This is a genomic window from Rhodococcus sp. LW-XY12, from assembly GCF_019317345.1.
GTDB lineage: Bacteria > Actinomycetota > Actinomycetes > Mycobacteriales > Mycobacteriaceae > Rhodococcus > Rhodococcus pyridinivorans.
Genome location: NZ_CP079225.1, coordinates 980,792 through 998,912, shown reverse-complemented (window position 1 = coordinate 998,912; position 18,121 = coordinate 980,792). Strand labels below are relative to the sequence as shown.

18 protein-coding genes are annotated in these 18,121 nt (G+C 67.8%); 7 read left to right on the top strand and 11 right to left on the bottom strand.

What is annotated here, in order from left to right:
* The first annotated feature begins 145 nt into the window (after positions 1 to 145).
* Together KXC42_RS04790 and KXC42_RS04785 are read left to right on the top strand one after the other, a co-directional pair.
* The gene (locus KXC42_RS04790; RefSeq protein WP_071936740.1) at positions 146 to 1,054 is read left to right on the top strand and encodes an IS5 family transposase; all 909 of its coding nucleotides are present in this window, start codon (positions 146 to 148) and stop codon (positions 1,052 to 1,054) included.
* 89 nt (positions 1,055 to 1,143) lie between these two features.
* Complete coding sequence (locus tag KXC42_RS04785) at positions 1,144 to 1,959, top strand: DUF5602 domain-containing protein (RefSeq protein WP_019289869.1); 816 nt, start codon at positions 1,144 to 1,146, stop codon at positions 1,957 to 1,959.
* Between the two features lie 21 nt (positions 1,960 to 1,980).
* On the opposite strand, the gene KXC42_RS04780 is transcribed toward KXC42_RS04785, so the two are convergent.
* Positions 1,981 to 2,352 carry a VOC family protein gene (locus KXC42_RS04780; RefSeq protein WP_230826417.1) on the bottom strand — a complete coding sequence of 124 codons (372 nt, stop codon included), beginning with the start codon at positions 2,350 to 2,352 and terminating at the stop codon, positions 1,981 to 1,983.
* A gap of 99 nt (positions 2,353 to 2,451) precedes the next feature.
* Between KXC42_RS04780 and KXC42_RS04775 the strand changes: the two genes are divergently transcribed.
* The 3 genes from KXC42_RS04775 (at position 2,452) to KXC42_RS04765 (ending at position 4,811) form a co-directional block, all read left to right on the top strand.
* Positions 2,452 to 3,435: a YafY family protein gene (locus KXC42_RS04775; protein WP_006551589.1), complete on the top strand. Its 984-nt coding sequence runs from the start codon at positions 2,452 to 2,454 to the stop codon at positions 3,433 to 3,435.
* Positions 3,436 to 3,490: 55 nt separating this feature from the next.
* The gene (locus tag KXC42_RS04770) at positions 3,491 to 4,264 is read left to right on the top strand and encodes an amidohydrolase family protein (protein ID WP_219130000.1); all 774 of its coding nucleotides are present in this window, start codon (positions 3,491 to 3,493) and stop codon (positions 4,262 to 4,264) included.
* 94 nt (positions 4,265 to 4,358) lie between these two features.
* The gene (locus KXC42_RS04765; RefSeq protein WP_219129999.1) at positions 4,359 to 4,811 is read left to right on the top strand and encodes a hypothetical protein; all 453 of its coding nucleotides are present in this window, start codon (positions 4,359 to 4,361) and stop codon (positions 4,809 to 4,811) included.
* A gap of 68 nt (positions 4,812 to 4,879) precedes the next feature.
* Here the strand turns inward: KXC42_RS04765 and KXC42_RS04760 are convergent, their stop codons facing one another.
* From KXC42_RS04760 to KXC42_RS04725, 8 genes are all read right to left on the bottom strand, one after another.
* Positions 4,880 to 5,209, bottom strand: coding sequence for a YnfA family protein (locus KXC42_RS04760; protein ID WP_006551592.1), 330 nt, complete (start codon positions 5,207 to 5,209; stop codon positions 4,880 to 4,882).
* 11 nt (positions 5,210 to 5,220) lie between these two features.
* A complete protein-coding gene (locus KXC42_RS04755; RefSeq protein WP_219129998.1) occupies positions 5,221 to 6,234 on the bottom strand; it encodes a hypothetical protein in 1,014 nt (337 codons plus the stop codon).
* On the bottom strand, positions 6,231 to 7,445 hold the full coding sequence (locus tag KXC42_RS04750; protein WP_039583976.1) for an ATP-binding protein: 1,215 nt from the start codon (positions 7,443 to 7,445) through the stop codon (positions 6,231 to 6,233). The genes KXC42_RS04755 and KXC42_RS04750 overlap by 4 nt, the downstream gene beginning before the upstream one ends.
* Complete coding sequence (locus tag KXC42_RS04745) at positions 7,442 to 7,714, bottom strand: LuxR C-terminal-related transcriptional regulator (protein ID WP_016692216.1); 273 nt, start codon at positions 7,712 to 7,714, stop codon at positions 7,442 to 7,444. Before KXC42_RS04745 ends, KXC42_RS04750 begins: the two co-directional genes overlap by 4 nt.
* A gap of 148 nt (positions 7,715 to 7,862) precedes the next feature.
* Positions 7,863 to 8,885, bottom strand: coding sequence for a hypothetical protein (locus tag KXC42_RS04740; protein ID WP_024103134.1), 1,023 nt, complete (start codon positions 8,883 to 8,885; stop codon positions 7,863 to 7,865).
* Entirely contained in the window at positions 8,882 to 10,105 is a 1,224-nt protein-coding gene (locus KXC42_RS04735) for a sensor histidine kinase (RefSeq protein WP_024103133.1), read from the bottom strand. Before KXC42_RS04735 ends, KXC42_RS04740 begins: the two co-directional genes overlap by 4 nt.
* Positions 10,089 to 10,766 carry a response regulator transcription factor gene (locus KXC42_RS04730; RefSeq protein ID WP_006551596.1) on the bottom strand — a complete coding sequence of 226 codons (678 nt, stop codon included), beginning with the start codon at positions 10,764 to 10,766 and terminating at the stop codon, positions 10,089 to 10,091. Before KXC42_RS04730 ends, KXC42_RS04735 begins: the two co-directional genes overlap by 17 nt.
* 43 nt (positions 10,767 to 10,809) lie before the next feature.
* Positions 10,810 to 13,218, bottom strand: coding sequence for an ATP-dependent DNA ligase (locus tag KXC42_RS04725; protein ID WP_219129997.1), 2,409 nt, complete (start codon positions 13,216 to 13,218; stop codon positions 10,810 to 10,812).
* 124 nt (positions 13,219 to 13,342) lie between these two features.
* Between KXC42_RS04725 and KXC42_RS27080 the strand changes: the two genes are divergently transcribed.
* Entirely contained in the window at positions 13,343 to 13,780 is a 438-nt protein-coding gene (locus tag KXC42_RS27080; protein WP_257606026.1) for a hypothetical protein, read from the top strand.
* Positions 13,781 to 14,189: 409 nt separating this feature from the next.
* Here KXC42_RS27080 and KXC42_RS04715 read toward each other — a convergent pair whose 3' ends face one another.
* Entirely contained in the window at positions 14,190 to 14,390 is a 201-nt protein-coding gene (locus KXC42_RS04715) for a cold-shock protein (RefSeq protein WP_033096757.1), read from the bottom strand.
* Positions 14,391 to 14,702: 312 nt separating this feature from the next.
* Positions 14,703 to 16,505 (bottom strand): glycoside hydrolase family 15 protein, encoded by a 1,803-nt coding sequence (locus KXC42_RS04710; protein ID WP_219129996.1) that lies wholly within the window; start codon positions 16,503 to 16,505, stop codon positions 14,703 to 14,705.
* A gap of 162 nt (positions 16,506 to 16,667) precedes the next feature.
* Between KXC42_RS04710 and KXC42_RS04705 the strand changes: the two genes are divergently transcribed.
* Complete coding sequence (locus tag KXC42_RS04705; RefSeq protein ID WP_219129995.1) at positions 16,668 to 18,077, top strand: MFS transporter; 1,410 nt, start codon at positions 16,668 to 16,670, stop codon at positions 18,075 to 18,077.
* Positions 18,078 to 18,121 lie beyond the last annotated feature (44 nt).

Below are 18,121 nucleotides of genomic sequence, written 5' to 3'. Positions count from 1 at the left end.
ACGCATCACAGTTCGATCTAGGCCGTGTTTCGAAAGTGATCTTGAACCGAGATGGTGCCAGCAGGAGTGTCGCAACAACTGAATGAGTGAAGTCTCCGGTATCGGGGTTTAGCGACCAAGCAAAACCTTGAATACCGGAGACCTCGTGCCCAGCGTAGCCGTCCAGCGGCGCGCGGACCTGACCGACGCCCAGTGGGCGCGGTTGGCGCCGCTGCTGCCCTGTCCACAGAAGACCGGCCGTCCACCGAAATGGACGAAACGCCAGCTCATCGACGGAATCAGGTGGCGCATCCGCACCGGCGCACCGTGGCGGGAGATGCCGACACGATATGGACCGTGGCAGACGGTCTACGGACTGTTCCGCCGGTGGCAACGCGCCGGGGTGTGGACGCAGATCCTGACCGCGTTGCAGGCCCTGGCCGACGCTGCCGGTGAGATCACGTGGGACGTAAGCGTCGACTCGACGATCGCACGGGCCCACCAGCACGCCGCTGGCGCCCGCAAAGACGGTGATCTCCAGCGTGAGCCACCCGGCGGGGTAGAGACCGAACCGGACGACCACGCCTTGGGTCGTTCGCGGGGCGGGTGGACCACCAAGGCGCATCTGGCCTGCGAACAGGGCCGCAAGCCCTTGTCGATCGTGATTACCGCCGGTCAATACGGGGACAGCCCGCAGTTCACGACGGTTCTCGCTGCGATCGAGGTGCCTCGCCTCGGTGGTGGCCGGGCTCGGACGCGACCGGATCGAGTGTTGGCGGACAAGGCGTACAGCAGCGCTGCCAATCGCGCTCACCTGCGTAAACGCGGGATTCGGGCGACGATTCCGGTCAAGTCGGATCAGGTGGAACATCGCCGACGCAGAGGATCGGTCGGCGGTAGGCCGCCGGAGTTCGATCCCGCACTCTACAAGCAGCGGCATGCTGTCGAGTGCGGGATCAACCTGCTCAAGCAGAATCGTGCTGTGGCAACGAGATACGACAAGCTCGCGGTCCGTTACACAGCGGTGGTGCGTATCGCTGCGATCAATATGTGGTTGCGGAGCGCTTGCTTATGAAACAGGGCCTAGTCGGCCCTCCACCGTTCGCGCGACAGTTAGCATCCACAACGATGCCGCTCGACGACGACGGAAATCGAGGACCCCGCATGGACATTCGGCCTCGTGCCCGACATCTCGCCGTGATCGTCTCGGCGGCGGTCCTCGGATTGTTCGTCACTCCCGCTCCCGCAGGAGCCGGGGGAGTCTCCGGCCTGGTCGAAGGACCCGCTCATCCCGTCGGGGCGGGCAACGCCCGCACGTACGTCACCGTCGACGAGGCGGGCACGCCGGCCACCATCGGGGTGCGACTCGATGCGGCGGCCCTCGACGACCTGCCCGGTGCGCTGCTGCCGGTCACCGAGGCCTACGTGCTCGAGTTGCCCGAGGAGGCGGCCGCCACCGCGTTCGACCACGTCACGGTCGACTGGAACTCGCACGGCCACGACCCCCAGCACGGCTTCGACGTCCCGCACTTCGACGTCCACTTCTATCTCCTGGATCGGCCCACGGTGGAGTCGATCCATCCCTTCGCCCCCGGCTACATCCCGGCCGCGGCCCGCGTGCCCGACCCGCGTTACATACCGGAGGGGTACGCACCGTCCGGGGATCCGCTGACGTCGACCGTCGCGGGCATGGGACTGCACTGGGTGGACACCACCGAGTCGGAGCACGATCCGGCGGCGGGACACCACCTCACCGAGACCGTGCTCTACGGCACGTGGGACGGACGGCAGGCGTTCATCGAACCCATGCTGAGCCGGGAGTGGCTCGCGACGCGGCCGGCGCACCACGAGGAACTCCGTCTGCCCGAGGCGTACCACCGCGAGGGCCTCTACCCCACCACCTACTCCGTGTGGTGGGACGAGGCGTCGCAGACGTACACGGTCGAACTCGGTGGGCTCACGATGCGCGAGGCGTCGTAGGCCGGTCGGTCGAGCGGAGGCTCAGTCCAGCGGGGAGACGCGGATGAGGTTCCCGTCCGGGTCCGAGACCACGAACGTCCGCCCGAACACCTCGTCGTGCGGCGCCTCCACGACCGTCACCCCCTTACCGGCCCACTCGTCGTGGATCGCATCGACGGCGGCGGTCGAGCCCGGCACCATCACGCCCACCTCGGAGAACCGCGGAGCGGTCGCATCCACGGTCTCCGCGCGACCCGACCACAGTGCGAACAGCACTCCCGGCGCCACTTCGAAGGAGACGTAGCGCGGGGTCGTCATCTGCGGGGTCATGGCGAACAGGTCGCTGTAGAAGCGGGTCGCGCGTTCGACGTCGGTCACGTAGATCAGGAACAGGTTGGGCGACGACACGGTCATCGGTCCCTCCTTCCGGTAGGCGGTGAAGGCTTCGAGGACTACCGTGACACCGAAACCCGACAGTTCCTGTCGTGTTTTCGAAAGGAGATCGCGCATCCGATGAACCGGCCGCAGCGGTTGCTGAGCATGCTGGTCGTCCTGCAGGCCCGCAGCCGGGTCACGGCCGCCGAACTCGCGGAGGAGTTCGGCGTCTCCGAGCGCACCGTGTTGCGCGATGTGGAAACGCTTGCTGCTGCGGACCTTCCGGTGGTCGCCGAACGCGGCAGATACGGCGGCATCGTGATGCTCCCCGGCCGGCAGACCGACCTGAACCGGCTCAACGCGTCCGAGGTGGATGTCCTGCGCGCCCTGGGTGTCGACATGGGCCGGGCCCGCCAACTCGGTGTCGACGCCGCCGCGCGGGACGCCGTCCACAAGCTCACCGCACGCGCCCGGCGCACGCCCTCCACCGCACGCGAGAACGACCTGCTGCCACTGACCGAGGTGGTCACCGTCGACAATCGGGGATGGTTCGCCACCGAGGACCGGGCCGACGTCGCTGCCCTCACCCGCGACCTGCGGCGCGGACGGCAACTCGCCATCACGTACCGGTCGAGCGGGCACCGCGGCGAACGCGAGATCGTCGTCGATCCCTACGGTGTGCTCTCCCGCGCCGGCCGTTGGTATCTCGTGGCGGACGACGAGGGGCGACCACGACTGTTCGCACTGACCCGCCTGAGTGCGTGGACAGTGCTCGACCGGCCGCGCCGCCTGTCCCCCGGCCGCACCCTGCCCGCCCTGGCACGCGAACTCGGCGACGCACTCGAACGACGCGAGGACGTCGTCGTCACCGCCGATCTCGCGGCGAACCGCCTCGATCTCGCCCGGCGCATCCTCGGTGCCCGCCTGCGCGGGAGCACCGCAGGGCCGCGACCGGACGTCTCGCGGATCACGGTGGCCTACGACTCGATCGACGGTGTGCGGCAACTGCTGCAGTTCGGTGAGCACATCGAGATCGTCGGGCCACCCGAGGCACGGAACCTCGTGGCGGAACTGGCCGAATCCCTCCTCCGCCGTCACACCGCGCATCGCCGCCGCGAGTGAACTCCCGCTGATCCGAACCCTGTTCCGCTCGGACCGGGCTTCCTATCGTGGGGAGATGTTCGACGCCCACCTGCACATCATCGATCCGCGTTTCCCCCTCGTCGAGAACGACGGCTATCTGCCCGAACCGTTCGCCGTCGACGACTATCTCGCGCGGGTCGCGCATCTGGGTGTCACCGGAGGCACGGTGGTGTCGGGGTCGTTCCAGGCTTTCGACCACGGCTATCTCCTCGACGCGCTCGACCGGCTCGGGCCCACTTTCGTCGGCGTCGTACAACTTCCGGCCACCGCCTCGGACGACGAGATCACCCGGCTCGACGCGGCGGGAGTGCGGGCCGTGCGATTCAACGTCCGCCGTGGCGGATCGGCGGCACTGTCCGACCTCGACCGGCTCGCCCGGCGGGTCCACGATCTCGTCGGCTGGCACGCCGAGTTGTACGTCGATTCGCGCGATCTGGCCGAGCTGCACACCACGATCGCGGCACTGCCCGCCGTCTCCGTCGACCACCTGGGCCTGTCGCAGGAGGGCCTGCCGTCACTGTTGCGGCTGGTGGAGAGCGGTATCCACGTGAAGGCAACAGGGTTCGGACGCGTCGACCTGCCTGTGGCCGACACGCTGCGCGCCGTTGCCGATGTGAATCCCGGTGCACTCGTGTTCGGTACCGACCTGCCGTCGACACGGGCACCGCGACCGTTCCGGGACAGCGACATCACCCTCGTCGAGGACGTCCTCGGCGACGAACTCGCCGACGCGGTGCTGCGCCGCAATGCTTCCGAGATGTATCGGATCGAGACCGAAACCGCTCCTGGGCCTTCGGTGTCTCGATAGACTCACGCACGTCATCGGTGCGCGGGACGCGCCGCGGTATTCCTCGCTGCGGTCGGCTCCCGGACGTGACCTTCCCTTTCCGAGGAGCAGCACCATGCCTGCACTGCGAATTCCACGTCGAGTTCTCGCCTTGGCGGCACCCGTCGCCGCCGCAATCGCATTCACCGGTGTGGCCACCGCTGCACCCCCTCAGCCTCTGGGTACGGCGATCACCATCGGCTGCATCAACCAGGGCAGCCTGGCGTCGTTCACCTCGGTCACGGCGCAACCCGGACCGGACGAGGGCATCCCCGGTGGCCACGTCCTGTTCTCCACACAGGAGGCCCTGTGGCCGGTCCCGGCAGCGGGGCAGGTCAGCGTCGCATGGCTCAACCGCAACAACGGTCGCACCGGCATCGTCGATCTGGTCGGTACGTACCCGAACCTGTCGACCCTGGTCGACACCGGTCCGGGCGAGGTCGTGGCGACGGTCTTCGGTTCGGTGAATCTCGGCAGTGGACCGCTGTGCAACTCGACCCCCGCAGTCGGCGGCGTCGTGGTGCCGTGACGTCCGGAGAGGCATCCGGCCGCCACTGTGCCGGATGCCTCGTCACCGAGGCGAGGCCGGATGCAGCGTCACCTGGGTGAATACATGATGATGGCGACGCCGGCGAGGCACACCAGCGCGCCCGCGACATCCCACCGATCCGGCCGGAAGCCGTCCATCACCATGCCCCACACCAGGGAACCCGCCACGAACACACCGCCGTACGCCGCGAGGATGCGACCGAAGTTCGCGTCGGGCTGGAGTGTGGCGACGAAACCGTAAGCGCCGAGAGCGATCACGCCCAACCCCATCCAGATCCAGCCGCGGTGTTCGCGCACGCCCTGCCACACCAGCCACGCACCACCGATCTCGAACAGGGCGGCAACGGCGAACAGCAGCAACGACTTCAGCACGGTCACGAGGTGTGACTCTAACCCTGCGACGCCTTGCCCAGCTCGATGCGGCGCACGGAGTCCCCGCGCACGAGGATCGTCACGAGGGCCCGGCGTCCCGGGGGCAGGACCCGCACCGTGACGGAACCGTGTGACACCGAGTCGAGTTCGTCGGCGACCGCACGGCGGAGGCGGGCCTGTTCGTCGGGGGGCACCCCGTCCAGGCCGTGATCGTCGAGCATCACCACGTCCACGCCTCGCCGGCGCGCGGCGTCGGCCGCCTCGACGACCTGGGGATCCTGCAGGGCCGGTGCTCGAAGCCCGTCCCGCAGACGTGCTTCGAGCAGCACACCGGCGCGTCGCTCCCCCGCCTCGAGTACCTCTCCGGTCGCGATGCGTTCGAGGAGGGGACGGGCCAGGGAGTCGAGCCGGTCGAGCTGCGCGTCGCGTTCCTCGAGCGCTGCAGCCGAGGCCGCCTGTTCTGCGCTGCGTTGCAACGACATCGCACGCAGCAGGTAGATGGATCCGGCGAGGGGTCGCAGGGTGAAGGCGAAGAAGGTGGACATGAGGACCGGGGCGGCGTTGACGAGCGACAGCGACAGGCCGGAGCCGATCCCCTGTCCGGTGGCGTAGGTCCAGAAGGTCGCGGTCTCGATCATGCAGGCCAACCCGATCCACGCCGCGAGGGTGCGACCGCGCACGCACATGAAGGTGAAGACGACCGTGGACATCCCGAGCGGCCAGGTCGCGATGCCTCCCGGAGACGGCACCGGTAGCACCGAGAACACGAGCGCCGACGAGACCGTCCCGGTGGCGGCGAGCAGGATCGTCGCCGGCATCGGCAGCGGGTCGCCCGGAACGGTGATGAGGGTGAACGCCGCGAACGTGCACACGAGCACGGCGAGGGCGGGAGGCCAGCTCGCGGACGTGTGCTCGGCCCCGAACGCCGCCAGCACGAGGCAGACCAGGGCGTAGAGGCTCACGAGCGCACGTGCGGCCGTGGTGCGCATCCCCAGCAGGTCGCGCACGTCGCGGGTGGGTTCGGCGGTCACGGCGCGCGACGCTCGGCCGGATCGCACCAGTGCAGCGTCACCGTCGTGCCCGCGGGACCCGAGGTGATCTCCGAGTCGCCCCCGGCCATGCCGCGCATGCGTCCGTGGATGCTCGCGCGGATGCCCATCCGGTAGGGGTCGATCTGGGCGGGGTCGAATCCGTGGCCGTCGTCGCGGACGACCACCCGGACCGATCCGGGCCCGAGGTCGACGTGCACGGCCCGCTGCGTGCCCGGGCCGGCGTGGCGCACGCTGTTCCGCACGGCCTCGGCCAGTGCGGCTGCGACCGCTCTGATCACGTCGGCCGGGTAGTGCGGTCCGGCATCGGTGCTCGTCGTGGTCGTGAACTCGACGTCCTCGTCGACCTCGGAGGCTGCCGAGCGGAACTGGGCTGCCACCCGGTCGGCGTCGAAGCTGCTCTCGGTGTCGTCGCCGCGCCGCAGGGAGTCGAACATCTCCAGCGCACGACGGGCCTGGGCCGCGACGGGACCGTCGGATGCGCCGCGACCCGAGGCGAGCAGGGTGGACATCACCCGGTCGTGGACGAGTGCGTCGAACCGCTCGCGTTCGACCGTCCTGGCCGCGGCCGCCGCTGCTGCGACGACGGATTTCTCCGTGGCCGCGACGGTGGAATCGAGGACGTCGCCCGTGCGGAAGGCGACGATCGCCGCGGCGGCGAAGACCCCGCAGAACATGAGCGCGAACGCGAGTTCCGGGACGAAGCGGTATCCCGTCGTGGTGTTCACCAGCAGATAGTTGGTGGTCTGCACGACGAGCACCACCACCGTGAGGTAGGCGAGCGCCGTCCGCGGCCGCCACGCTGCCGCCGCGGACAGTCCTGCCACTCCGGGGAAGAGCGCCTGCCAGGCCGTGTTCGTGGAAACCTCACCCGTCCAGGCCGGGAACCACAGGACCGCCGCGACCAGGAAGGCGACGGCGTTGGCGGCTGCGAGTCGTCCGACCCACCGGACATCGCTCAGGAAGGTCGCCACCCCGAGCGCGATCCCGGTGCCGAAGATCGCGAGCAGTGCCGTCGGCAACCACCACCATGCCGTGAGGTGGGCCTGCGACACCGCTGTGGGGACGACGAACAGCAGGTAGAACACGTAGCCCGCGCTGATGAACCGACCGAAGACCCGGTGGATCCGGTCGGCCGCGCTCGTCGGATCCGTCGTGTGTCCACCCTGTGTGGTGGCAGGCCGACGGGTCACAGCTCGTCGATGGAGACCACACCGTCCTGCAGAGCGCGGGCGAGCAGTGCCGTCTTCGTGGTCGCCGTACGCCCGACGCGGGCGTACTTCTCACGGATGCGGACGATGTGGGTGCTGACCGTGGCTGCGGTGACGAACAGGCTCGCAGCCGCCTCGGACTTGGACTCGCAGAGCAGCCAGGCCCGCAGGATCTCGATCTCGCGAGCCGAGAGTGCGGGCTTCTGAGGCGCAGGCTTCTGTGCCGGGGAATGTTCGAGCATCGTCGTCATAGCGCGTCCCTACCGAGATGAATACATGGGATCGAACCGAGTCCCCCGACGAACTCCGTTTCGAGTGCCTACAACTTAACGGTTGAAACCGACAACTACCCAGACAGATTTTTCTCTGCCCAAGAGAATATGGGCATCGGTGTTTCGCCTAATTACCGGTGCGCCGGCCGTCGTGTCCGATCTCGATTCGGCGCACATCCTCGCCCTTCACGAGCATCGTCACCATCGCCGCGCGGGCCGGCGGCAACACACGCACGGTCACCGACCCTTCTCTCACCGAATCGAGCGCGTCCACCACCTCCCGGTAGACGGCGCGCCGAACCTCAGGAGATGCCGAGTCCATGGCGTGGTCGTCGAGCATAACGATCTCGACGCCGCGCCGGCGGGCCGTAGCGGCGGCCCGGTCGACCTCGGGTACCTGGAGTACGGGCGCACGCAGACCGTCGCGCAGTCGTGCCTCGACGAGTCCGCACTCGATCCGTTCGTTCTCGTCGAGGGGTTCGCCCGAGACGATCCGCTCGAGCAACGGACGCGCCGACGCGTCGAGGCTTCCGAGGCGGACGTCACGTTCCTCCAGAGCCGCGGCGGCCGCGGACTCGGCCGCGATCCGCTGCATCGACCGGGCGCGCAGCAGGTAGATCGACCGCGCGAGCGGGCGGATCGTGTAGGCGCAGACGGTGCCCATGAGCACCGGTCCCGCACTCGTGATCGTCAGGCCGAGCCCGTAGCCCATCCCGGGGCCCGTGAGATGCGACCACAGCGCGGCGACGACGAGCATGAGGAGCATCCCGCACCAGGCGTACGCCGTGCGTCCCCGCACGCACATGAACACGAGGATCGTCGTGGACATCCCGAACGGCCACAACTCGATGGGGTGCGGTGCCGGATCGGCGGGCACCACCCACAGCACCGACGCCGACGCGATCGCGCCCGAGAACGTCATCGCCAGTGCGGGTCGCACCGGTAGTGGGTCCCCCTCGACTGCGACGAGCGCGTAGGCGGCGGCCACACACACGATCACGGCGATCGCGAGGGGCCAGCGGACCTCCGCATGGGGCGCGGTGTTCAGGGCGAGCACCACGCAGGTCACCGCGTACAGGACGGCGAAGGCCCGCGCGGGCCTGCTGTGCATCCGCAGCAGATCGGAGACGGTCGAGTTCGCAGTGTTCATGCGGCCGGATCCCGCCAGTACAACAACACCCGGGTCCCGGCCCCCGGCGCGGACTGCACGACCGCCCGGCCCCCGGACACCCGGCGCATACGTCCTCGGATGCTCACTTCCAGACCGAGCCGGTGCGGGTCGACGGCCTCGGGTTCGAAACCTCTGCCGTCGTCCACGACCTGCACGGAGATCCATCTCGGTGCCACGTCGACCTCGACCGTGCGGGACGCGTCCTTTCCGGCATGCCGCACGCTGTTGCGTACCGCCTCGGCGAGGGCAGCGGCGGTCGCGCGCGCAGGTTCGGGTGGGAACGCAACGTCGCCGGATCCCGGGGCGACACGGCCGGTGAAGACGACATCCTCGTCGGCCTCGGTCGCCGCCGATCGGAGCCGCGCCACGACCGCGGCGGCGTCGAGCGCCGACTCCCGATCGGTGCCGCGCCGCAACTCGTCGAGTTCGGCGACCGCTCGTTCGGCCTGCTCGACGAGCGACTCTCGGGGTGCGTTGCGTGACACCGCCAGCAGGGTGGACATCACGCGGTCGTGGACCAGGGCATCGAACCGTGCGCGCTCGGCGTTCCGTGCTTCCGCTGCGGCCGCGGCGGCCGCCGTGGCCTGGGTGGCAGCGATGGTCTCGTCGAGGGTGCGGCCGGTGCCGAGTCCCACCACCGCGGCCGCGAGGAAGACCGTGCAGAAGACGAACGCGAACGCCAGGTCGGGTGCCAGGAAGTATCCGAAGGGGGCGTCGCGGGCGAGGTGATTCGCGCACTGCGCGAGCAGAACCACGAGGATCATGTGGACGAACGCCCGCCGGGGTCTCCACGCGACCGCCGCCGCGAGCGACGCGAGGCCGGGAAAGGCGGTGAACCACAACGACTGGTCCTGCGGGATCTGCGTCCCGTTCCACGCCACGAACCACAATGCGACCATCACGACGTAGGCGAGCGCATTGACGGTCGCGGTCCGCTGCATCCACACCGTGCCGCGGAACGAGGCGAAGCCGAGCGCGACCCCGGATCCGAACATGAGGACGGCCGCGGTGGGAGTCCACCACCACGCGACGAGTGCCGACACTTCGAGGATCTCCGGCACGAGCAACGCGAAGTAGCAGAGATATCCGATCGCGACGAATCGCGCGAACATCCGGAGAAGTCGGTCGGCAGCCGCCGTGCTGCGATCGTGCGACTTCTCCCCGGTGTCCCCGGCCGGCTCGTCAGCGACGGCGGACATCCGACCGTTCGGGCATCGGCAGCCACCCGTCCTCGACGGCACGTTTGTACAGATCCGTCTTCGTGGGTGCGGGACGACCTGCCTCCGCGTACTTCTGGCGGATCCGCTGCAGGTAGTCGTTGACGGTCTGCGGAGCGAGACCCGTCAGCCGGGCGACCCGGTCGAGCTTCTCCCCCGACGCATACAGTTCGAGCACTTCGAGCTGCCGCGGACTCAGGCCGACATCGTCGAGTTCGGGATCACCGTCGATCGCCGCGGCCCACTCGGTGCTGGCGACCTGCCCTCCGGCGGCGGCCACGCGGATCGCCTCGATCACCACGGCCGCGGGCTCGGATTTCCGCACCACCCCGAGCACACCGGCGCGGGCGGCCGAACGCAGCAGATACGGGTTCTCGGCGCCGGTGAAGACCAGGGTCTCGAGGCCCGCCGCGCGCAGCTGCTCGACGTTGCTCTTCGGGGAGGATCCGTCGGACAGGCGCAGGTCGAGAACGGCGAGGTCGAGGTCTGTGACCTGCTCGAGCAGACCCGAGACGGTGGTGGCGGTACCTGCGAGCTCGAGATCGGGTTGATCGGCGAGCATCGCTGCGAACCCGAGCGCGACCGACTCGTGATCCTCGACCAAACCGATCCGACGGACGACGCCACGCGAGCCCTCGGCCATTGATGCCTCCCCTAATGCCCGATCACCCGACTTCGAACGAACGTTAGCAGTCAGCGCCTGTTTCCTCTTCTCGCACCACACTCGACGCGTCCACATCGTCGCGCAGACCACGCCAGCTCGCGTGCCGCACCCGGTCTCCTTCCGTCCATCCTCCGAACCGCACCTCCCCCACGAGTTCGGGCCGCAACCACACCGCATCGCGGCGTTCGGCGGCCGGCACTTCGTTCGCGAACGGGTTCGTGCGGCTCGTGCGCCCTTTCACAGCCTTCGCCACCGACAGGAGCGTCTCGTCGTCGAAACCGGTGCCGACCTTGCCGACGTACACGAACTCACCGTCGTCGTCGTAGACGCCGAGCAGCAGAGAGCCGAAGGTCGAGGCACGGTTGCCGTTGCCACGGCGGTATCCGCCGAGCACGACGGTCTGGGTGAGCCAGTTCTTCGATTTGATCCATCCGGCGCCGCGCTTGCCCGGCAGATACACGGAGTCCCGGCGTTTGGCGACCACGCCCTCCCAGTTCTTCGCGCGGCTGCGCGCGAGAGCCTTCGAGCCGTCACCCGAAAGCAGATCCGGGACGATCAGTCCGTCCGTGGCAGCGGCGAGCGCCTCGAGGACCCGTCGGCGATCGTCGTAGGTCTTCCGCAGCAGCGACACCCCGTCGAGATACAGCACGTCGAACACGCGGTACTCGTAGTTCACGCCCCGCTGCAGCATCGAGAAGCTCGTCACCCCGGAGCGGTCGACGGCGACGATCTCCCCGTCGAGCACCGCCCGGTGACCGTCGAGGATCGTCGCGAGTTCGACGAGCTTCCGGTAGTCGCCGGTGACATCGCGACCGGATCGGCTGCGGAGCCTGACGGTGCCGTCCTCGATCTCCGCGATGGCGCGGTATCCGTCCCATTTGCCTTCGAACGCCCAGTCTTCGGCGTCGAGACCCGAGACGTCACCGGAGGTCGCGAGCATGGGCGCGAGATCGCGCGGGAAGGCCTTGGACCCCGACGATCCGACGAGGGAGGCCGGCTCGGCATCGGACGACTCGGTGCTCGGCGGCGACTGGTCCTTCATGCGGTGCGCCAGCCACTGGTTCTTCTCGGTGCGGATCAGCGCGTACCGTCCCTCGATCCGGTCGCCGTGGAACCGCACGATCACCTCGTCGTCCCGCCACTTCTCGGTGTCGTAGGTGCCGGTGTCCCACACGGTCATGCTGCCGGCGCCGTATTCGCCCTTCGGGATCGTCCCGTGGAAGGTCAGGTACTCGATCGGGTGGTCCTCGGTCCGTACCGCGAGATTGTTGCGCCCCGAGGTGTCCGGCAGGTTCTTCGGTACGGCCCACGAGGCCAGCACACCGTCGCGTTCGAGGCGCAGGTCGTAGTGCAGGCGACGCGCGTGGTGCTCCTGGATGACGAACCTGTTGCCGGGACCGTCGTCGGGGACGCGGTCGGGTACCGGTTCCGGGGTGCGCGACGCGTCGCGCTTGCCGCGGTAGGTGTCCAGGGCGTCTCCGCCGGACACGGTCTTGCCGCCGGACCCGGCCTTGTCTCCGGACACGGCCTTGTCTCCGGACACGGCCTTGTCTCCGGACACAGCCTTGTCGAGGGGCGGGTCGAGACCGGCGAGCAGGTCCCCGAACTCCTCGATGCGGGCGAGGACCTCCCGGAACTGCAGTTGCGCGAGGTCGGGGTCGTCGAGTTCGTCCCAGCTGCGCGGCGCCGCCACCCACGGCTCGTCGCGACCGCGCAGCGAGTACGGCGCGACCGTCGTCTTGGAACTGTTGTTCTGGCTCCAGTCGACGAAGACCTTGCCCTCGCGCGCCGATTTCGCCATCGTGGCGGTCACCAGGTCGGGAAGGGTGGTCTCGAGATTGCGCGCGACCTGCTTCGCGACCTTCGACGCCCCCGACGACGACAGCATCCGATCGAGCGGGACGTACAGGTGGATGCCCTTGCTGCCGCTGGTGACCGGATAGGCCGACCACCCGAGTTCGGCGACGGTGTCGCGCACGTGGCGCGCGACCTCCCCGCACTCGGCCAGGCCCACGCCGGGCCCCGGGTCGAGGTCGAAGACGATGCGGGTCGCGGGTCCGGCCTTCTCTCCGTCGAAACGCCACTGGTGCACGTGGAGTTCGAGGGCTGCCTGTTGCCCGAGCCAGACGAGCCCGGCGGCGGAATCGAACAGCGGGTAGGTGACCCGGCGGTCCTTGTGGTGCAGGGTGCGACGGTCGATCCAGGCCGGTGCGTGGTCGGGGAGGTTCTTCTCGAAGAAGGACTGTTCGCCGACACCGTTCGGCCACCGGTTGCGGGTCGCGGCCCGGCCGACGATATGGGGAAGCATCGCCTCGGCGACGGCTTCGTAATACTCGACGACCTCGCCCTTCGTCGTCCCGGTGCGCGGATACAGCACCTTGTCGAGGTTGGTCAGGGTGATGCGGTGACCGTCGATCGTCCGGGTCGGCATATCTCGAATTCTGCCAATTCGGACGCGTTCGGGTGCGGTGTCGAAGGGTGACGATCGGGACTGCACGTCCGGGAACGCCGAGCTTCGAAAGGAGGTAGGTTCGGAGAGTCGGTCTGACGCGGCGATGAACTATTTCCCCGACGGCGAGCATCGCCGGCAACTCCTCGCTGCGCTCCGCGCTTCCGAACCCGGTGTCGAGGAGTTGTGGCTCCGCCACTTCGCACTCGGCGGCGAGGTGGGGAAGATGGAGATCGAGGCGTATCTCGACGGCCTGCTTCCCCTCTCCCGTGTGCAACACGATCTGATCACCCATGCGATCAACGAACGCCTCGACGAGATCGCCCCACCCCGTGCACCCTATGCAGCCGAACTCCCCGCGTCCCTCCCGAAGTGGACGACGGCGACGACGATCCCGGCGAATCACGAGGAACGGGGCCGGATTCCGACCGCTGAAGTGATGACGCCCGCGCGCCGAACGACCTGCGGCGCGCCGAAACCCTGCCACCCGAGCAGGGGGAAATGGGCGACAGGGTTCGGCATCGCCCGAGTGGCCTACCTCTGATCCACCCGGCGCCGGCGATCGTCCACGCAGGGGGTGACAGGCGATCACCGATGTCCTGAGCATACGCCGAAATGCCCTCACCGGGACCGATTGTGCGTACTCGAGGCACGGCCGACGGGGCAGGTCGACAGATCCGACCCCCTGCGTCGGAAGTCTCGCGCCCCGCCGACAGAGTCGACAGCGAACGCATCGTTCGCTTCCGGTGCAGTCTATTCCGGGCGAGGAGAAGCCCCACCGCGCAGCGATCGACGCGACCGTCTCATCGTTCGGGTCGGCGGCCTGCAGATCTTGGCCCGCGAGGCCCACATCTGCTCCTCGGTCGGAGCTGCAGCAGCGAGGTGGGTCTCCTCCGCCCACTCGTTCGCCCGTGTGTCCATCTCCCGATCCCACCATCCGAACGTCCCGTATGTCAGCACACCTGCACGTTGACCGCATGTCGACCGAAGATCCCGTAACCGATCTCGAAACGGACCTGTTGGCCACCGGTCAGGAAGCGGTAGCCGCTCCCATCTATCTGTGAGTAGTGCACCAGGATCTCCGTACCGTCGTCGTCACGGATGAACCCGTGACCCAGACCGGCGTCGAACCACAGCACAACACCATGTTCCATTGTCGCTCCCCTGCCACCGTTCGCGTTGTCCCGACGGAGCAGCGACGCGGAAGCGTATCCCCTGCGCTCCCGACAGCCCCTCTGCACCTGTCATTGAAACGTGCCCGGCGGGTCCGGGGAAGTGTCCACGCCGAATCGGCGACATTCGTACGATTTCTACCGATTTCACGGCGTGCCAATGTAGTTCGTTCGATGGACAGACACCGACGATCGTGGGGGCGTATCCGGGCTGTGGGTGCCGACAGGATACATACAGCACGCACGCATTTGTGTGAAGAGCCTACGGACACATGACATTCGGATGACGTCGGGTCATACGGCCGGTGCTCCGTCGACCGGATCCACTGCCTGTGCCCGTTCGGCGACAGTGATCGCACAGGCCGCGCCGACGAGGGTGAGGTGACTGAATGCCTGGGGGAAGTTGCCGACCTGCCGTCCCGCCGGCACGTCGTATTCCTCGGCGAGCAGTCCGAGGTCGTTGGTGAGTCCGAGCAACCGCTCGAACAACGCGCGGGCCTCGTCGACCCGGCCGTTGAGCGCCAACGCGCTCACCAGCCAGAACGAGCAGGCCAGGAACTGTCCTTCGTCCCCGGGAAGCCCGTCGTCGGTATCCGTCGTCGAATACCTGGATACGAAGCCGTCGCGGCCGAGTTCGTTCCGGATCGCGTCGATCGTGGACGTGACCCGATCATCGGTCGGGGGCAGGAAGCCGACGAGCGGAATCAGCAGAACGCTGGCGTCGAGTTCCGTGGAGCCGTAGTACTGCGTGAACGTGCCACGGACCGGGTCGTATCCACGTTCGCAGATCTCGTCGTGGATCTCGTCGCGGGTCCGCCTCCACCGGTCGAGAGGTGCGTCGAGCCCGAATCCCTCGGCGAGCCGGACCGCGCGGTCGAAGACGACCCAGGCCATGACCTTGGACTGCGTGAAATGGCGCCGGGGGCCGCGTGTTTCCCAGATCCCGTCGTCGGGTTCCTGCCAGATTCCTTCGACGTATTCGATCACGGCCTGCCAGCGGGGCCACATGTGCGGCTCGATCCTACCGAGCGCTTCGGCTCCCTTGTACGCCACGCTGAGGACCTCGCCGTACACGTCGAGCTGGAACTGTTCGGCTGCGGCGTTTCCGACCCGGACGGGCGCCGACCCTTCGTAACCGGGCAGATGTTCCACCTCGAACTCGGTCAGTCGACGCTCTCCCCTGATCCCGTACATGATCTGCACATCGGCAGGATCACCCGTTCCCACCCGGAGCAGGAAGTCGCGGAAGGCCAGAGCCTCGCCGGTGTATCCCCCGGCGAGCAGCGCTTCGAGCGCCAACACCGAGTCGCGCAACCAGCAGTAGCGGTAGTCCCAATTGCGTACCCCGCCGAGCGCTTCGGGCAGGGAGGTGGTCGGGGCCGCCACGATCGCACCGGTCGTCTCGTCGGTCATCCCCTCGAGGACGATCAGAGAGCGGATCACCTCGTCGCGATATGCCCCTTTGTAGGTGCACCGGCCGGTCCACTCGCGCCACCACTCCACGGTGCGCGCGAGCGCGGATTCGGCATCCTCGACGACGGGGGCCGGTTCGAAGGATGGGTACCGGTCCAGAGCGAATCGGTATCGGCCGCTCTCCACGGCGACGAACTCGGATTCGACGGTCCCGGCACGGATCTCCAACGGCACCGTCGTGCACAGGTGGAAGGCGTCCGGGCCGGCCGTCGCGACAGCACCGTCGGTCACCGCCTCGACCCACGGTGTGACCGCCGCATAATCGGGGCGTATCGCCAAGTGCATTCGCATCGGCACACGGCCCCGCAACCCCTCGACGATACGGATCAGCCGAGGTGGACCCGATCCCCGACGAGGCATGAAGTCGATCAGACGGACGGCGCCCTCTGCAGTCTCGAAGTCGGTCTCGAGCACCAGGGTGTCGTCGACATAGCGACGGGTGACCGCCACGGGTTCCGCCTCGGGCGCGACGAGCCAGCGTCCGTGCTCCGGGCCGCCGAGCAGGGCCGCGAAACACGACCCGGAGTCGAACGCGGGCATACACAGCCAGTCGATCGAGCCGTTCCGGCCGACGAGCGCGGAGGTCTGCAGGTCACCGATGAAGCCGTAGTCCTCGAGAAGCATGACGTTACCTCGCGAGAAGAGGAGTCGAGTTCTTCGATCTTCCTCCGGTCTCGGATATCAGGTCAAGGTCACGGTTTCGACTCGTCGGCGCCACCGTCCACCACCGCGGTGGATCATGACGTTCAGAGTTTCGGCGACGTCCTTCGCGACGGGAAGTACGAGATGACCGAGAATCCGGTGGCGAAACCTTCCGCCCCTATTCGGCGAATGTTGCTCCCACTCGCCCTCGCTCAGTTCATCTGCAGTTTCGCAGGTTCGAACATGAACGTGATGATCAACGACATCAGCGTCGACCTGGACACCACGGTGCAGGGTGTGCAGACCGCGATCACCGTGTTCCTTCTGGTCATGGCAGCTTTTATGATTCCGGGTGGGAAACTGACGGACCGATGGGGTCGCAAGCGGTGTTTCGTCGCCGGACTCATCCTGTACGGCGTGGGCGCCCTCCTGAGTGCGGCAGCACCGGGTCTGGGAATCCTGATCCTGGGCAACTCGATCTTCGAAGGAATCGGCACCGCACTGCTCATCCCGCCCGTGTACATCCTCACGACGATGCTCTTCACCGATATGAAGTCCCGGGCACGGGCCTTCGGCGTGATCACCGGCATGGGTGGGATAGGCGCCGCAGCCGGGCCGCTGATAGGTGGATTGATCACTACTGCGATCGACTGGCGGGCCGCCTTCGTCTTCCAGGCACTGATCGTCGCCGCCATAGTCGTTCTGAGCAAAGGACTCGAGGATCCCCTGCCCCCGGATCCGACCACACCCTTCGACGGGATCGGTGCCGTCCTGTCCGCCGCAGGTCTCGTCTGTATCGTCATGGGGATTCTCCAGGCGGACAACGCACTCTCGGTATCCGCCGGCCTCATCGGTATCGGAATCCTGCTCGTCGTCGGGTTCTTCCTGCACGTACGACGCTTCGAACGGGCCGGCAGAGTGTCACTCCTCTCGACCGACCTGTTCCGTAATCGCACATCGAATCTCGCGCTCGTCACCCAGAACATCCAGTGGCTGCTGCTGATGGGCGTCGCGTTCGTCGTCTCGGCATTCTTGCAGGTGGTCCGCGGCTACAACGCAATCGAGACGGGCATCATCTTCACCGCCGCCACCGCCGGCATTCTCGGTTCCTCATTGCTGGCGGAACGATTGGCCGCCCGGCATTCACAGCGTGCCCTCATCATGAGCGGCTTCGTCGTCACCCTCGGCGGCATCGTGGTGCTGCTCCTGATGGTCCGTGCATGGACCAGCGCATGGGCGTTCGCCCCGGGCCTGTTGCTCATCGGCGTCGGACTGGGTGCGATGCTCACTCCGTCCGTGAACGTCGTGCAGTCGGCGTTCCCAGAGGAACAGCAGGGTGAGATCTCCGGCTTGTCGCGGTGCGTGTCCAATCTGGGTTCGTCCCTGGGCACCGCCGTGGCAGGCACCGTCCTCGTCGTCGGCCTCGCCACGCCGGACCGGTCGTATGCGGCCGCGATGATCGTGCTGGCGTGCATCGGGCTCGTCGGACTCGTCGCGTCCGCGCTCCTTCCCGCGACCTCGAGTGCCACGCCTTCCGCCTCCGGAGCCCAGTGACGACCGTGTCGCGAGGAGAGGGCCCGAGACACACGGAATACGCT

What these genes read in the sequence shown, in the direction of transcription:
- KXC42_RS04785 (WP_019289869.1), top strand. Translation starts at nt 1,144, where the DNA reads ATGGACATTCGGCCTCGTGCCCGACATCTCGCCGTGATCGTCTCGGCG.
- KXC42_RS04780 (WP_230826417.1), bottom strand. Translation starts at nt 2,352, where the DNA reads ATGACCGTGTCGTCGCCCAACCTGTTCCTGATCTACGTGACCGACGTC.
- KXC42_RS04775 (WP_006551589.1), top strand. Translation starts at nt 2,452, where the DNA reads ATGAACCGGCCGCAGCGGTTGCTGAGCATGCTGGTCGTCCTGCAGGCC.
- KXC42_RS04770 (WP_219130000.1), top strand. Translation starts at nt 3,491, where the DNA reads ATGTTCGACGCCCACCTGCACATCATCGATCCGCGTTTCCCCCTCGTC.
- KXC42_RS04765 (WP_219129999.1), top strand. Translation starts at nt 4,359, where the DNA reads ATGCCTGCACTGCGAATTCCACGTCGAGTTCTCGCCTTGGCGGCACCC.
- KXC42_RS04745 (WP_016692216.1), bottom strand. Translation starts at nt 7,714, where the DNA reads ATGACGACGATGCTCGAACATTCCCCGGCACAGAAGCCTGCGCCTCAG.
- KXC42_RS04740 (WP_024103134.1), bottom strand. Translation starts at nt 8,885, where the DNA reads ATGAACACTGCGAACTCGACCGTCTCCGATCTGCTGCGGATGCACAGC.
- KXC42_RS04735 (WP_024103133.1), bottom strand. Translation starts at nt 10,105, where the DNA reads ATGTCCGCCGTCGCTGACGAGCCGGCCGGGGACACCGGGGAGAAGTCG.
- KXC42_RS04730 (WP_006551596.1), bottom strand. Translation starts at nt 10,766, where the DNA reads ATGGCCGAGGGCTCGCGTGGCGTCGTCCGTCGGATCGGTTTGGTCGAG.
- KXC42_RS04725 (WP_219129997.1), bottom strand. Translation starts at nt 13,218, where the DNA reads ATGCCGACCCGGACGATCGACGGTCACCGCATCACCCTGACCAACCTC.
- KXC42_RS27080 (WP_257606026.1), top strand. Translation starts at nt 13,343, where the DNA reads ATGAACTATTTCCCCGACGGCGAGCATCGCCGGCAACTCCTCGCTGCG.
- KXC42_RS04715 (WP_033096757.1), bottom strand. Translation starts at nt 14,390, where the DNA reads ATGGAACATGGTGTTGTGCTGTGGTTCGACGCCGGTCTGGGTCACGGG.
- KXC42_RS04710 (WP_219129996.1), bottom strand. Translation starts at nt 16,505, where the DNA reads ATGCTTCTCGAGGACTACGGCTTCATCGGTGACCTGCAGACCTCCGCG.
- KXC42_RS04705 (WP_219129995.1), top strand. Translation starts at nt 16,668, where the DNA reads ATGACCGAGAATCCGGTGGCGAAACCTTCCGCCCCTATTCGGCGAATG.